Below are 14,068 nucleotides of genomic sequence, written 5' to 3' on the forward strand. Positions count from 1 at the left end.
ATTCGTGTCGCCTGGAAAGTGTTGGCAAGCATTTCCTGTCGGCAGACGCGAAAAAATGCAAATATTCGACGAAAAATCCGCTTTTCGATAGCAAAGCCGCTATGCGCGGACCGCATATAGCTCTAACATAGAGTTGACCGGCGAGTGCGTATGCGCGCTTGGCTTTCAGGGGTGAGAAGCGGGATGCAACGGACATCCGGACAGATGTCGACGAGCAGGCTTTGCCTGCTCGGAAGGCCGCGACTGCTGGCAGCGGGGAGGGAACTCCCCTTGCCGGAGAAGTCTTATTTTCTCCTCGCCATGCTCGCCGCCGAAGCCAATCTCGAACTCGACCGCGAAACCGTCAGGCGACAGCTTTGGCAATCGGAATTGCCGGAAAAGCGGGCAGGCAGCCTGCGCCAGCTGTTGTCGCGCATCGAGCAGAGTATCCCCGCCGAGCTTCCGCCGCTGCTTGCCGCAACCCGAACCCATATCGGGCTTGCGGATGGCTGGGAAGTCGACGTTCATTTGCTGAAGCAGAAAGGGCCGCTCGCCGCTGAAGACGGCGACATCCTGAATGGCGAACTGCTCGAAGGCGCCAAGTCGCCGACGCAGGGGGCCGAGGACTGGCTGACCTTCGAGCGCCAGCGTGTTGACGAATTGCGCGCCGCCCATCTCACCCGGCTGGTCGAGGCTGGCGAAGACAGATCGGAGGAAGAGCAGGTCGCCTTTGCCCGGCGGCTGCTGGAACTCGACCCCGCCAGCGAGACGGCCTATCGGGCCCTGATGCGCCTCTATGTCAGGATGAACGATCTTGCCGCGGCCCGTCAGGCCTATCTGAAGTGCAAGAGCCAGCTGAAGGACGACTTTGATACCGAGCCGGAGGAAAGCACCACCGCGCTTGCCCGCGAACTCGGCCTGGTCCCGGCAGCACAGGCCGCGGCCGAGCGCCCGTCCTCCGCGCTCGGCGGCTTCGCCGACCCGCTCGGCCAGCCGCGGATCATCATCCTGCCGCCTGAAAGTATTTTTACCGATCCGCTGATGGAGCGCGTCGGCCGGGCCCTTCTCGAAGACGTCACCATCGGCCTCAGCCAGCAGCGCGGCTTCAAGGTGATCGCAGCCCATACGAGCCTCGAGATCCTCAGCCGCTCGGTCGATCCGGCGCGCGCCGTCCCCGGCCCCCTCGACCTCAGCTTCGATTATGCGGTCTACGTGACCATCCAGGGCCGCGACGAGGATGTCTATGCGACCTGCAGGCTGACGCGGACGACGACGTCGGAGGTGATCTGGGCGCTGGAACTGCCGCTGGTCATGCAGAAGATCAGCGAATCCTTCGCGCATCTGACACGGCGGATTGTTTCCTCGCTCGCCGACACGATCGAGCGCCACGAACTAGTGATGCCGATCGGCGATGCGCCGCCATCCGCCTACCGTCTCTATCTGGAAGGCAAGCGGCTGATCGCCCAGACCGACCTGCAGCATCTGCGCCAGGCGCGCAAATGGTTCAAATCTTCGCTCAATCGTTACGAGAATTTCTCGGCCGCCCATGCCGGCGTGTCGCGCGCGCTCGGCATGGAATGGCTGATCCGCGGCATGCAGGACACCGACCTGCTCGACGAGGCGAATGGGGCCGCGCGGCTCGCCCAGCAATCCGACCCGAACAGCGGCCGGGCCTACCGCGAACTCGGCTTCGTGGCGCTGTACCGCCGCCGTTTCGATGAAAGCCTGGAATATTTCCAGCAGGCTCAGGATCTCAATCCCAACGATGCCGACATCCTAGCCGATTATGCCGATGCCCTGTGCCACAACGGTGACTTTGACAAAGCGCTGGACCTGAACAAGGCTGCTTTCAAGCTTAATCCCTTGCCCCCCGATTATTACTACTGGAATCGTGGCGGCATTCATTTCGATCGCGGAGAATACCAACAGACGATCGAAGCGCTTGAGCCAGTGAAGTCCAAACAGGCGACCGCCCGACTGCTCGCCGCCGCCCATGCTATGGCGGGCGACGTGAAAAAGGCCGGCACTTATGCCAAGGTTGTTCTGGAAAATTTCCCGGATTTCCGCAGCGAAGACATTCGCCATTTCGTGCCCGATCGCGATCCCCGGTACACCGAAACGCTGATTCATGGCCTGCAACTGGCCGGACTTCCATGATTATCCGGCCTTTTAACGAAGCCTGTAACGCTTAAATGACGCAGGCAGTGTTCTTTTCCAATGGTTAACGGCAGCCCGCTGCCTATCCCATTGGAGATGGACAATGAAAACCAGCGTTGAAACCAATGCCGCAATGCCCTTCCAGCCGCGTTTCTCGGCTGCAGCCAAGGCTGCGATGAAGCAGGACGAACTCAATGTCGCTGCGAATGCTCTCGAAAACCTGACACATGCCCTGAAGTTCCGCTAAGGACGAGATGGCATGTCCGCTTTCGCCGACCTTGAGACGCTAGCCGGTGACCTCAAACGATCATCGGCCGGCGTCAGCGACTATCATGACCGTGCGCTCACCCCGGCGCAGACATTGGCCGCCATCAGGCCGCATCTGCGCGAATTCGGCATTACGCGCGTCGGCCTGCTGACCGCCCTCGACGTGCTGAACATCCCCGTCGCCTTTGCGACGAGGCCGAACAGCCATACGCTTTCGGTCTTCCAGGGCAAAGGTATCGACAATGATGCCGCCATGGCGTCGGCCGCCATGGAGGCGATCGAGACGCGGATCGCGGAAATTGCGCCAGCCGACCTGACACTGGCGACCGTCGAGAGCATGCGGGCGGAAGGCGCCGCCATGATCGATCTCGACAATGTTGCGCGCTGCGCGCCCGATGACATCGGCGGCGGCCCCATCCCCTGGTGCTCCGGCCTCGACATCCTCTCCGGCAGCAGCGTCTTTGTCCCCTGGTGGCTCGTCGGCCTTGACCATCGCGGCGAGCGGCCGTCGGGCTTCGAGCAGTCGAGCGACGGGCTCGCCTCCGGCAACACGCCGTCCGAAGCGGTCCTGCATGGGCTTTGCGAACTGGTGGAGCGCGACGCCTGGGCTCTGACCCAGCTGAAATCGCCGCAGCGCCTCAAGGAGAGCCGCATCGATCCTGCCTCCTTCGGCGATGCGGTCATCGATGTCATGACCGACCGGATTTCGCGCGCCGGGATGCGTCTGCTGCTGCTCGACATGACCACGGATATCGGTGTCCCGGCTTTTCTGGCCGTCATCATGCCGGGCAATCTGTCCGACCGCGTCGATGCGCGCTGGGCCCATGTCTGCGGCGGCTGCGGCTGCCACCCCGATCCCGTGCGTGCTGCGCTGCGGGCCATCACCGAGGCGGCGCAGAGCCGGCTGACGGCGATCGCCGGCAGCCGCGACGATTTCTCGCCGCGCATCTATCAGCGGCTCGACAAGAGTGCGGCGATGCAGCAGGTGGTCGAACTCTGGGAGGGCGATAGCCGAATGCGCGCCTTCCAGCCCCGCCATCGCCGTCCCGCAACCATCCAGGAGACCATCGGCCACATTGCCGATCGGCTGACGGCGACCGGCATCGAACAGATCGTCGTCGTGCCGTTTCCGCATTATCAGGCTCTGCCGGTCTCCGTCGTCAGGGTGATCGTGCCGGGCCTGGAGGTCGATATTTCAGGTCAGTACATCCAACTCGGCCTGCGCGCCGTCAACACCATGAGGGGAGCCCAATCATGAAGGTTCTGTTCGTCGGTCCGAGCCTTGGTGGCGGTCTTGCCGCAGCGAGAAACATGTCTCCCTGCATTGATTTCCGGCCGCCTGCCGTCTGCGGCGACATTCTCAAAGCGGTGGAGGATGGGGCCACCGCGATCGGCCTCGTCGACGGCTATTTCGGCGATCTGCCTTCGGTCTGGCACAAGGAAATTCTCTACGCGCTCGAGCACGATGTCGCCGTTGCCGGCGGCGCCAGCATGGGCGCATTGCGGGCCGCCGAATGCGCTCCTTTCGGCATGGTCGGGCTCGGCTCGATCTTCGAGGATTACCAGTCCGGACGGCTGCTCGACGACGAGGCCGTCGCGCTGGTGCATGCGCCGCAGGCGCTCGGCTGGCTGCCGCTTTCGGTGCCCTGGGTCGATTTCGAGCCGACGATCGATGCGCTTCATGCCGGCGGTGAGATTTCGTCGGGCGAGCGCAAGAAACTGCTGCTCTCCGGCCGCTTCCTGCATTTCTCCGAACGCACCTATGCGCGGGTGGTGGACGAGTGCCATTTCCGCAAGGCGCGCCGCGACCATCTGCTCGCCGCCCTGCGCAAGAACCGGGTGGAACGCAAGCGGGACGACGCGCGGCTGGTGCTGGAATGGCTGCGCCGTGACGAATTCGTGCCCATCAACCGTGACTGGCACTTTGCCGCGACCTCTCACTGGGAGCTTTTGCACGCCGAAGTCACGCGCAGTGTGACGCCTGTAACGCTTGTATAACGGTAATGGCGAAAAGATGCAGTGGTGATGGAATCTGAGGCCTCCACGGCCAAAGGGGCGGGACAATGTTTGAACAACATAACGAAGGTACAGGCAGTGAATACGCAAGGATCTTCCGGCTGCTGTCGGCAGCCAAGGAGGAGGCTGAAAAGCTTCAGCTGCGTAATCTGATGCACCTGACGAACATGGCGCTGCTGCAGGTCGTCATCGATTGGGACGGCATAGATCCGGACAGGGAGCTAGACGTCAACCTCGAGAAACTGCTCGGCAGCAAGGCCAAGATCGCAATGAAGGACGCCAGCGAGAATCTGATCCTGATCGATCGCCATTGACCTTCATGCAGTCCGTTCGGAACGCGTGAAGGAGATCCGGCCTATTCGGCCGCTTCACCGTCCATTTGCTCGGTGTGGGCGATTGCCTGGACGAGCTTCAGGATCTTCTTGCGAAGCGCTTCGTTCTTGATCGAGAAGAACGCGGCGTTGAGAAGGACGCCCTCGCGCGAAATAACGAATTCCTCGCTGGGAGCGGGGTTGTCGTTGGCCGTATCAGGAGTGGACAGGTCGTCGAAGAACGTCCTGACGTCGACCTTCAGCGCGCCGGCGATTTCGACCAGCATGCTGGCGGAAACGCGGTTGGAGCCTTTTTCGTATTTTTGGATCTGCTGGAATGTCACGCCGACGCGATCGCCCAATTCGGTCTGCGAGACTTTCCGCAGCAGACGCTGTATGCGGATGGTCTTCCCGACGTGGACATCCACTGCGTGCGGTTCTTCTTTCATTTTATTTTCCCTCCTGAGGACACGGAGATGAGGTTATTCGCCATATCCGTGTCTGACAACTTTTACCTGAGTTACACAAAGCTAGCAATTGCCCGGCTGTAAGTCGTCCCAAACCGAAACATCACCTCGCTTCATATTAGCAGGAGCAAAAAGCATGCCAAAGTAGTACTTTTGGACGATACATCACCTGATTTTGGGATGTGGCGTCACCTACGGGAGAGAGGGCGGGCTACCCTTGATTCCAACCGCCGGCATGTTCCGGATTACCACGCCCCGCGCCTGCAAAGCTGCGCAAAGAAGGGTGCAATATTTTGAATTAATTATCCTTAAATCGATTGTGATTTGGCAGTTGTGCGGTCGCAGCGCAAATTGTCGATCGAGCCTGCGCCCTTGTCGTCAGAATGGATATCCGATCCGTGTCGTAGCGGCTTCGACGGTCGGCAAGCGCCATGGGACCCGGAGGGCCGGATGCAGCGAGCTTGGAAAGTTCTTCAAAATATTGTTCGTGCCCAGGTGGAGAAACAGTCATCAGCACGCGTGCCGGCTTTTCGCTGACGGGCTGCTCGAACGCGCCGTCGAACTCGATCCGGCCTATGCTCGGGCGCATGGCAACGCCGCGATGTGCCATCATTGCCTGTTCCTGCGCGCCGGCTTGCAGGATGCCGACCGTACCACTTCGATACACTATGCCGGCGCGGCCATCCTCCACGGACAGGATGATGCTGCCGCCCTGACCCCGGCAAAAGCCGCGTCAGAGTGACCAGAGCCGTTGGGCATTGGCGAAGAGCAGCTTCGAACGCTCTGCCTCGCTGCTGCCGGAGAGCGCGGCATGGGTCGCCGCGACCCAGGTGGAAAGGCCGCCGCCAAGCGTGCAGACCGGCCAGTCGCTGCCCCAGACGACCCGGTCCCAGCCGAAACTTGCGATGACATGTTCGATATAGGGCCGCAGCGTCTGCGCCGTCCACGTCTCGGCATCGGCATAGGCGACGACGCCCGAAACCTTGCAGATGACGTTCGGCCGCCGGGCGATCTCCGATATGCCGGCCTTCCACGGCTGAAAGGCGTCCGAGCGGATATCGGGCACGCCGCAATGGTCGAGCACGAACTGCACATCCGGCGCAAGATCGACGAGGGCGGCGACGCGTCCGGCCTGATGCGGCAATGTGCAGAGGTCGAAGGTCAGACCGCTGCCGCCGATGCGCCTGATGTTTTCGCGAAACAGCGCGCCTTCCGAGACGTCGTCGGCCACGACATGCAGCACGCGACGAAATCCCTTGACGAAGGGATCGGCCCTCTGCCGCTCGAGATAGGCGGCAAAGCCTTCATCTTCCGGCCGGCAGGAGACGATGGCGCCGGCAATCAGGCTGCCCGGCTTTTGGGCGATGCCGGCAATGTGGTCGGTCTCGGCCTGCATGGCGGCCGGATCAACATCGACTTCCATATGCAGCGCCTTGGTGACACCGCAGCGGCGCGCTTCGGCTGCATAGGTCTCGTAGAGAAAATCCTGGTCGAGCGCAGGCACGCCGGAGAGCCAGGGGTAGGGGAGCGCCGACCGATCGATGACATGCAGATGGGTGTCGATGAGCACGGGGTTCCTCCAAGGCTGGCTTGCGGCAACCTATCCCTGGTGAATGGATTGTTCAAATAGAAATTCCGCAAGCTCAGGCCGGGATGGTGACGTCGGCGCCGGCAAGCTGCGAGAGTTCGGCGGCGGTCTTCTGCACCAGCATGATCGTCTGCGTGATGTCGGGCGCCGATGGCGCATTGACGAGCGCGATGAACGGACAGGTCAGCGCGGCAATGCAGCGCCGATCAGGCCCGAGAACCGGCGCCGACAGATTGTAGACGCCGGAGGTCTGGGCGCTCGCCATCATCTCGTAGCCGCGCTCGCGGATCTGATCGAGGCGATCGTAGAATTCGGCGCCGAGTTCGATATCAGCGCGGTTGCGCACATGTTCCGATATCATCATCTCCCGCTCCTCATCGCTGCGGAAGGCGAGCAGCACATGCCCCGAACCGGTGTCGAACAGGCTGATATGGGCGCCGATGCGGATCGAGAATCCCCAATAATCCGGCGCTTCCTGCTGGGCGATGACAACGGCGGCGCCGCGATCGAAGACGGCCAGGTGATTGGCCTGACGCGCGCGCTGGGCGAGATCGCGCATCAGCGGCGTGGCGTAGGAGGCAAGCCGGCGCACCGGCGCATGCAGCTGTGCAAGCCCGAAAAGCTTCAGCGTCAGCGAATAGCGATCGCCGTCCAGCCGGGTGACGTAGCCGCGACGCACCAGGCGGTCGAGCATGCGATAGAATTCGTTGGGGCTGCGGTCGAGCCGCTTGGCGATTTCCGCCTGGGTAAGGCCGCTGTCGACGCCGGCAAGCAGTTCCAGGATGTCGAGGCCCTTGTCGAGGGCAGGAGCGCGGTAGCGGTCTGACTCGTCGGGCTCCATTCCATCCTCCTGTGAATACTATTCTGCATATACGCAGAACCGCGGCCGGAAAAGCAAAACTTCGCGCTTGACCCTTGGCCAATCGTCTGTTTGTCTATAAACAGACAAATTATTGCTGAAGACAACTGATCGACGGAAACGACGAGAAGCCGGCATCGTGCCCTGCCTCAGGCGGGCCGCAACGCGCAAAGAGGGAAAATGGCAGGCGCTGACGGACAACCTATTCCATCTCAGCCCGGCCTTCGCCAAGATATGACTATACGCACCGCCCGCGCAGACAATTCCAGAAAAGGCCCGTGACATGACAAACAGACTTTCCGGCAAGACCGTTCTCATCACCGCCGCCGGCCAGGGCATCGGCCGGGCGACGGCGGCAGCCTTTGCCGCGACCGGCGCCAAGGTCCACGCCACCGACATCAACACCGACGCGCTGGCGACGCTCGCCGCCGAAACCGGCGTTTCCACCCATAAGCTGAACGTGCTCGAAGACGATGCGGTCAAGGCCCTCGTCGCCGAGATCGGCGCGGTCGACGTGCTGTTCAACTGCGCCGGCTTCGTCCATGCCGGATCGATCCTGGAGATGAAGGATGCCGATTTCGAATTCGCCCTCGACCTCAACGTCAAGGCGATGATCCGCACCATCCGCGCCGTACTGCCCGGCATGCTCGAGCGCAAGGACGGGGCGATCATCAACATGGCCTCCGTCGCCTCCAGCATCAAGGGCGTGCCGAACCGCTTCGCCTATGGCGTCACCAAGGCCGCCGTCATCGGCCTGACCAAATCCGTCGCCGCCGATTATGTCGCCGAAGGCATTCGCTGCAATGCCATTTGCCCGGGCACAGTGGAAAGCCCGTCGCTGCAGGACCGCATGCGCGCCGGCGGCGATTACGATGCGGCCCGCGCCGCCTTCATCGCCCGCCAGCCGATGGGCCGGCTCGGTTCGCCGGAAGAGATCGCCGATCTTGCCGTCTATCTCGCCGGCGCCACCTACACCTCGGGCCAGGCGATCGCTATCGACGGCGGCTGGACGATCTGACGCAGCGCATATCGCGCAAAACCGCGCAGCGGTTCGATGACGACATGCGTAAAACAACGACCTAAAGCGCGAGGAGCGAATCGGAAAGATCGCAACGCGCTTTCGCCGATGAGGAGGCCGGCAGGCTGCCGGCCGATCCGGCCATTGCAATCGGGAGGAACAACATGACCCGCATCACCGACCTTCGCGTCTTCGATCTCCGCTTTCCCACCTCACAAAGCCTGGACGGGTCCGATGCGATGAACCCCGATCCGGATTATTCGGCCGCCTATGTCATTCTCGATACGGACGCGCCTGATCTTGCCGGCCACGGCCTGACCTTCACCATCGGCCGCGGCAACGACATTTGCTGCATGGCGATCGAGGCGATGCGCCATCTCATCGTCGGCGCCGAGCTTACCGACGTGCTCGCCCATCCCGGCAAGTTCTGGCGGCATCTGACCAGCGACAGCCAGTTGCGCTGGATCGGCCCGGAAAAGGGCGCCATCCATCTGGCGACCGGCGCCGTCGTCAATGCCGTCTGGGATCTGCTCGCCAACCAGGCCGGCAAACCGGTCTGGCGGCTCGTCGCCGAGATGTCGCCGGAAGAGATCGCCGATATCGTCGATTACCGCTATCTGACCGATGTGCTGACGCGCGCCGAAGCCGTCGAAATCCTGAAGCGCGCCGAGGCGGGCAAGGCCGAGCGCATCGCTCTGCTCGAAAAGGAGGGCTATGCCTGCTACACGACCTCGGCTGGCTGGCTCGGTTATGAGGACGAGAAATTGCGCCGCCTCTGCCAGGAGGCGATCGACGCCGGCTTCAACCACATCAAGATGAAGGTCGGCCGCGATCTGGAAGACGATATCCGCCGTCTGCGGATCGCCCGCGAGGTGATCGGCCCCGACCGTTACCTGATGATCGACGCCAACCAGGTCTGGGACGTCGGCCAGGCGATCGACTGGGTCAAGGCGCTCGCCTTTGCCAAGCCCTTTTTCATCGAGGAGCCCACCAGCCCCGATGACGTCGCCGGCCACCGCAAGATCCGCCAGGCGATCGCGCCGGTGAAGGTCGCGACCGGCGAGATGTGCCAGAACCGCATCATGTTCAAGCAGTTCATCGCCGAGGGCGCGATCGACATCGTCCAGATCGATTCCTGCCGCATGGGCGGGCTGAACGAGGTCCTGTCGGTGCTGCTGATCGCCGCCAAGTTCGGCCTGCCGGTCTGGCCGCATGCCGGCGGCGTCGGCCTCTGCGAATATGTGCAGCACCTGTCGATGATCGATTACGTCGCGGTGTCAGGCACCAAGGACGGCCGCGTCATCGAGTATGTCGATCACCTGCACGAACACTTCCTCGACCCCTGCCGGATCGAGAACGCCGCCTATATGCCGCCCACCCTGCCGGGCTTCTCCATCGAGATGAAACCGGCTTCGATCAGCAGCTATACATTTCGCGGCTAATGCGGCCTTAGGCGCCGCTATCCCTGTCGGCGACAACCGCCATATGCCCGAGCGCATTTGAGGGAAGGCAAGCCTGGTTGCCTTCCCTCGTCTTTACCGGCGCTTTTTACGCCAGGGCGCATTCTGCTGCCAGTCGCCGGCCATGATGCTCCCGTAGGGGATCACCTCGTCGACCACGTCGGCGAGACCGTAGTGCTCGATCTGCGCCCGCACGTTCGCAGCGCTCTTGTAGGCACTCGGCAGTTCCGACACATCGGCGAAACCGGAGAAAAACCGCGCGTCGAGACCGCTTGTTTCCTTCTCCAGGATAGCCGCGATGTTGTTCGGGCTCAGACCTCGCGAATCCGCCCCATACTCCGCAGACAGCTGCCTCATATGCGCGCTGCGCGAAAAGTTGCGGCCGGCGCCATGCGGTGAGAAGCCGAGGCCATGGGCAGCGTTCGAGCCACGAACGATCAGGATCGGTTCCGCCATATTGAGCGGAATGATGGTCAGATCGGTCGCGTCATGCGCCCAGTTGTCGAAGGCAGGGGTGGCACCCTTTCCGTGGTAGAACAGCCCGTCCGACTTCCGGAAGACGAAATTATGCTCGTTCCAGAAGCGGTCCGCGACCTTGGCCGAGAGTTTTTCCGCCGCCATGTCGTGAAGGACATAGTGGTTTTCTTTCGTCCACTGGCGGATCGTCTGCAGCGCCGACCAGTAAAAGTTACCTTCCTCGGTATCTGCCGGAATCCAGGCATTTTCCCGATGCGTCTCGGGCGAAATGCGCTCCCGAAACCGGTTGGCGACCTTCATGCCCCTGTCGTAGAGCCGCGCCCCCGGTGCCCGCGATCCGTGGTGGGTCACAAGCGCGGTTTCGCCGGTCGATTTCATCGTTCCGACATAGGCGAAATGATTGCCGTCGCCCTGGGTGGCGAAATGCTCGATGCCGGCGCTCAGCACGCCGTCGCGCAGATAGGGATTCTGCTCGAAGGCCGAAAGCGTCGCCTCGGAAGGCTTCAGCTGCGCGCCGCGGGGCCGACCGCCGGGACCGAAATGCGTCACGCCGTGCACGGCATCCAGAAGCGACTTCGGATCCACGCCAGGAAAGATCGAGATCGCCATGGAGCAGCAGATATCGGCCGAGTGCATGCCGGGATGGATCGCTTCGGATGCCACCACGCCACCGACCGGGATCGTTCCGACCGGACCCGCCGGGCAGGCGTCCGGCATGATCGCCGCGGAACGAACGACCGGTGTGCGCACCAGCGCCCGCATCGTCGCGTTGACCTTCTCGACATTATCTTGCTCGAAGGCATTCTCGGCGCGGATGTTGGAATAGATCTCGATATCGTTATCGGCTTTCAAGGCAAGCGTCGGCCCGGGCTGGAAGGCCCTTGCCGCCTCCAGCGCATCGGTCGCCGAGCCACCCTGGCTCAAAACCGCGTTGGCCGCGTTGAGAGCCGGGCGAAACCACTTCCCCTGGCTCATGCCGGCATCGATCAAATCCTGTCCGCTCATTACCGCTATCATTGTCTTTTCTGCGTCTGCAGTCCTTCTTGTTCAGTTGCTTCTCTTCACACCGCCTGAGCGACGAGCATTGCCGGAGATCTATCTCACCGCACGCATTCCATGATCATGGCGCGATGCGGCCCCTGTAATCACCGGCGGCATTCGCCCAGAGCCTTACCATCGTCCCGGCGACGAGATTTGGCAGGACGGTTTACTGAGCTACGTGCTCCCTTCGGAAACACGGGATGATTTGAACATCCGACCTGCCCGCCGGAAATCCGACGGGCCGCTCTACCTGTAGTCCTGCCGGCATTCGCCGGGGTAGTTTCCTGCATGGCAGGAGGGTCGCAGCGGCGACGAGGATGGACGAAACCGGATGGCCCCGCTCGTGCCAGAGAGCGTATGCCCAGGAGGAGTCGAACCTGCCAGACCATCCAACTTTGGAGGCTGTAGTTCCGTCCGGCATTCGCCACTGCAATCTTCGTCATGGCGACAAGTGTGCGAGGAACAGCTTGCTCTACCAACTGAGCTACAGGACCAGGCCCTGGCGAGAATCGAACTCGCGACACAGATGTAGTTCCCCATGCATTCGCCATGTCATTCCATTCGTCCGTGACGACGAGGTGTGGTGAAACGTCCTGCTCTATCCGCTGAGCTACGGGTCCATAAACTGGAGGACCCGACGGGATTCGAACCCGCGACCTGGAGATTGACGATCTGTAGTTTCATCCGGCATTCGTCACGGCTCCCCGCGCCGTTCACGGCGGCGCGAGGATATTGCTTCCTGTGAGCCCGTCAGAGCTCGATTGCTTCGATGGCTTTCACCCAGCCATCCGCTCCTTTGCTATTGGCCGCGAAAGCCGTGATCACCCCGTAGACGGCATCCGAGAAGCCACCGATGTTGAGCACGTCTTCCCGTGTCGGCGCCTGCGTCGAGGCGTGGGGCTGGATGTCGAGGCAGACCAGCTTTGCAGCCGGGTTGACCCGCTTGATCCTGGCCCATTCCGTCATTACCGCCGTCGGCTTTCCGCTGCCGCGCGCATCCACCCAGGACTCATTGTCCGAGATGAACACGACGAGATCGACCTTGGCCCTCTCGTTTGCCAGCCTCTTCAGCGGTGCGGAGCAGTTGGTTCCTCCGCCACCGATTTTCGCCAGCTTACCGGCATTGGTCATCACCGAATCCCGCTTGTTGAGGCTGACGCGCACCACGTCATTCTCGAACGGCAGCACCCGCGCCTTCGGGTTGCGCTGCAGGAACGCCGCAGTCATCAGACCGGCGACGTCGATGCAACGAACCGAGGACGTCGCGCCCTTCCGGTAACCGGTCACGGGCGAGCCCATGGAACCCGATACGTCGGGGCAGAGCACGACATTGCCCATCAGGGACGGCACATTGGCGATGGCGATATCCATCGCGTCCTGAAGCGCATCCCGCACGACATCCGGAACTTGGCCGTCGACCATCTTCCACGCCATCATCAACTGATAGGGGAAGACCTTTGCCTTGCGGATTTCCTCCGGATCGGCAAGCCGCGCCGCCAGCGCCTCGGCAAAACCCTCGACCTCGAACACGCCGTTGCGTGCAAAGGTGTTGAGGTTCTGCCGCACCATCTGCCAGCCGCCCTTGCGGGCGATCTCGACCCAATGCTCCCGCGTCAACGGCAGCGAGGTCAGCATCTGGAACGGCACATCAGGCACCGGCACCGTCTGGTCACGCCGGAACGCTTCCAATGCCCTGACGAGCTCCGGCAGGGCCGCGTAGTCGTGCGGCTTGCCGATCGCCCAGGCATAAAGCGCCTTGCGCTCCTCTGTAGCCGGCTTCGGATGCACCATGCGGATGACGTCGGCGAGCGAAGGATCGTTTCCAACCATCGCACGCAGGATCTGCTCGGTGCCGGCCCGTTCGAGCCACGCCTGCACCACCTTCTTCGGGCGTGTGCCGAGCGACTTGCGACCCGCGGCGCCAGAGCGCATGACCTGCACGAAGCCACGCAGCATCTTGCCGCTCTTCACCACCCGCGGAAATGCACGGGCGAAGGCATCGCTCTGAAGGCTGGAAAGCATGGCGAGCAACGTCACCGGCATGTCCTTCATGTGACCCTTTTCGGCGGCGTAAACGGCCAGCTTGGCGAGAAATTCCGGCTCGACCTGAAGGGCAAGCGCCTTTACCGCGTCGAGCTGCTCAGCTCCTTCAGCATAGAAGGTGCCGTTGAACGTCCCGGTCACAGCATATTGCGCCAGCGCCTCGCGCGGCGTCAGCCGGTAGGCAGGGGCCGCTTCATGATTTTTTGTGTCCGTTCCCGGAAGTAGTTTTCCGAGGTAGGTTTTGAAGATCGCCTTGTTGACCATGACAGCCCCTCTTGTGTGGTTCGTGCCAGATACCTTTCAAGACACGTGCCAGTTTGGAGAAAAGAACACCTCCCGCCTGCATTTTTATTTTATCTGTTTGTTTTTAAATATTAAATTTTTT

At 62.0% G+C, this 14,068-nt stretch carries 12 protein-coding genes and 1 pseudogene; 7 read left to right on the forward strand and 6 right to left on the reverse strand.

Features of this window, described 5'->3' with window-relative positions:
• Positions 1 to 183: 183 nt before the first annotated feature.
• The 5 genes from CO671_RS15900 to CO671_RS15915 all read left to right on the forward strand — a co-directional run bounded on the left by CO671_RS15900 (position 184) and on the right by CO671_RS15915 (position 4,733).
• On the forward strand, positions 184 to 2,136 hold the full coding sequence (locus tag CO671_RS15900) for a BTAD domain-containing putative transcriptional regulator (protein ID WP_097606718.1): 1,953 nt from the start codon (positions 184 to 186) through the stop codon (positions 2,134 to 2,136).
• A gap of 103 nt (positions 2,137 to 2,239) precedes the next feature.
• A complete protein-coding gene (locus tag CO671_RS33755) occupies positions 2,240 to 2,383 on the forward strand; it encodes a hypothetical protein (protein WP_010029296.1) in 144 nt (47 codons plus the stop codon).
• A gap of 12 nt (positions 2,384 to 2,395) precedes the next feature.
• On the forward strand, positions 2,396 to 3,661 hold the full coding sequence (locus tag CO671_RS15905; protein ID WP_097606719.1) for a YcaO-like family protein: 1,266 nt from the start codon (positions 2,396 to 2,398) through the stop codon (positions 3,659 to 3,661).
• Entirely contained in the window at positions 3,658 to 4,401 is a 744-nt protein-coding gene (locus CO671_RS15910; RefSeq protein WP_097606720.1) for a TfuA-like protein, read from the forward strand. The genes CO671_RS15905 and CO671_RS15910 overlap by 4 nt, the downstream gene beginning before the upstream one ends.
• A 65-nt stretch (positions 4,402 to 4,466) precedes the next feature.
• Positions 4,467 to 4,733 carry a hypothetical protein gene (locus tag CO671_RS15915; protein ID WP_004668299.1) on the forward strand — a complete coding sequence of 89 codons (267 nt, stop codon included), beginning with the start codon at positions 4,467 to 4,469 and terminating at the stop codon, positions 4,731 to 4,733.
• Positions 4,734 to 4,774: 41 nt separating this feature from the next.
• Here the strand turns inward: CO671_RS15915 and CO671_RS15920 are convergent, their stop codons facing one another.
• The 4 genes and pseudogenes from CO671_RS15920 to CO671_RS15940 all read right to left on the reverse strand — a co-directional run bounded on the left by CO671_RS15920 (position 4,775) and on the right by CO671_RS15940 (position 7,626).
• The gene (locus CO671_RS15920) at positions 4,775 to 5,179 is read right to left on the reverse strand and encodes a helix-turn-helix transcriptional regulator (RefSeq protein WP_004668301.1); all 405 of its coding nucleotides are present in this window, start codon (positions 5,177 to 5,179) and stop codon (positions 4,775 to 4,777) included.
• 385 nt (positions 5,180 to 5,564) lie between these two features.
• A pseudogene (locus tag CO671_RS15925) lies at positions 5,565 to 5,735 on the reverse strand (cupin domain-containing protein); the annotation flags it as partial.
• Positions 5,736 to 5,930: 195 nt separating this feature from the next.
• The gene (locus CO671_RS15935) at positions 5,931 to 6,767 is read right to left on the reverse strand and encodes an amidohydrolase (RefSeq protein WP_097606721.1); all 837 of its coding nucleotides are present in this window, start codon (positions 6,765 to 6,767) and stop codon (positions 5,931 to 5,933) included.
• Positions 6,768 to 6,840: 73 nt separating this feature from the next.
• A complete protein-coding gene (locus CO671_RS15940; RefSeq protein WP_097606722.1) occupies positions 6,841 to 7,626 on the reverse strand; it encodes an IclR family transcriptional regulator in 786 nt (261 codons plus the stop codon).
• A gap of 301 nt (positions 7,627 to 7,927) precedes the next feature.
• Here CO671_RS15940 and CO671_RS15945 point away from each other — a divergent pair, with 301 nt between their 5' ends.
• Positions 7,928 to 8,662 carry an SDR family oxidoreductase gene (locus CO671_RS15945; protein ID WP_097606723.1) on the forward strand — a complete coding sequence of 245 codons (735 nt, stop codon included), beginning with the start codon at positions 7,928 to 7,930 and terminating at the stop codon, positions 8,660 to 8,662.
• A 164-nt stretch (positions 8,663 to 8,826) separates the two neighbouring features.
• Positions 8,827 to 10,104, forward strand: coding sequence for an L-fuconate dehydratase (locus CO671_RS15950; RefSeq protein ID WP_097606724.1), 1,278 nt, complete (start codon positions 8,827 to 8,829; stop codon positions 10,102 to 10,104).
• Between the two features lie 93 nt (positions 10,105 to 10,197).
• Here CO671_RS15950 and CO671_RS15955 read toward each other — a convergent pair whose 3' ends face one another.
• Together CO671_RS15955 and CO671_RS15960 are read right to left on the reverse strand one after the other, a co-directional pair.
• Positions 10,198 to 11,604: an RtcB family protein gene (locus CO671_RS15955; protein WP_097606725.1), complete on the reverse strand. Its 1,407-nt coding sequence runs from the start codon at positions 11,602 to 11,604 to the stop codon at positions 10,198 to 10,200.
• 786 nt (positions 11,605 to 12,390) lie between these two features.
• Positions 12,391 to 13,947 carry an RNA-binding protein gene (locus CO671_RS15960; protein ID WP_097606726.1) on the reverse strand — a complete coding sequence of 519 codons (1,557 nt, stop codon included), beginning with the start codon at positions 13,945 to 13,947 and terminating at the stop codon, positions 12,391 to 12,393.
• Positions 13,948 to 14,068 lie beyond the last annotated feature (121 nt).

This window comes from Rhizobium sp. M10, assembly GCF_002531955.1.
GTDB lineage: Bacteria > Pseudomonadota > Alphaproteobacteria > Rhizobiales > Rhizobiaceae > Rhizobium > Rhizobium etli_C.

Coding starts and splice junctions, on each gene's coding strand:
- CO671_RS15940 (WP_097606722.1), bottom strand. CDS start 7,626: ATGGAGCCCGACGAGTCAGACCGCTACCGCGCTCCTGCCCTCGACAAG.
- CO671_RS15955 (WP_097606725.1), bottom strand. CDS start 11,604: ATGAGCGGACAGGATTTGATCGATGCCGGCATGAGCCAGGGGAAGTGG.
- CO671_RS15960 (WP_097606726.1), bottom strand. CDS start 13,947: ATGGTCAACAAGGCGATCTTCAAAACCTACCTCGGAAAACTACTTCCG.
- CO671_RS15910 (WP_097606720.1), top strand. CDS start 3,658: ATGAAGGTTCTGTTCGTCGGTCCGAGCCTTGGTGGCGGTCTTGCCGCA.
- CO671_RS15915 (WP_004668299.1), top strand. CDS start 4,467: ATGTTTGAACAACATAACGAAGGTACAGGCAGTGAATACGCAAGGATC.
- CO671_RS33755 (WP_010029296.1), top strand. CDS start 2,240: ATGAAAACCAGCGTTGAAACCAATGCCGCAATGCCCTTCCAGCCGCGT.
- CO671_RS15905 (WP_097606719.1), top strand. CDS start 2,396: ATGTCCGCTTTCGCCGACCTTGAGACGCTAGCCGGTGACCTCAAACGA.
- CO671_RS15950 (WP_097606724.1), top strand. CDS start 8,827: ATGACCCGCATCACCGACCTTCGCGTCTTCGATCTCCGCTTTCCCACC.
- CO671_RS15945 (WP_097606723.1), top strand. CDS start 7,928: ATGACAAACAGACTTTCCGGCAAGACCGTTCTCATCACCGCCGCCGGC.
- CO671_RS15900 (WP_097606718.1), top strand. CDS start 184: ATGCAACGGACATCCGGACAGATGTCGACGAGCAGGCTTTGCCTGCTC.
- CO671_RS15920 (WP_004668301.1), bottom strand. CDS start 5,179: ATGAAAGAAGAACCGCACGCAGTGGATGTCCACGTCGGGAAGACCATC.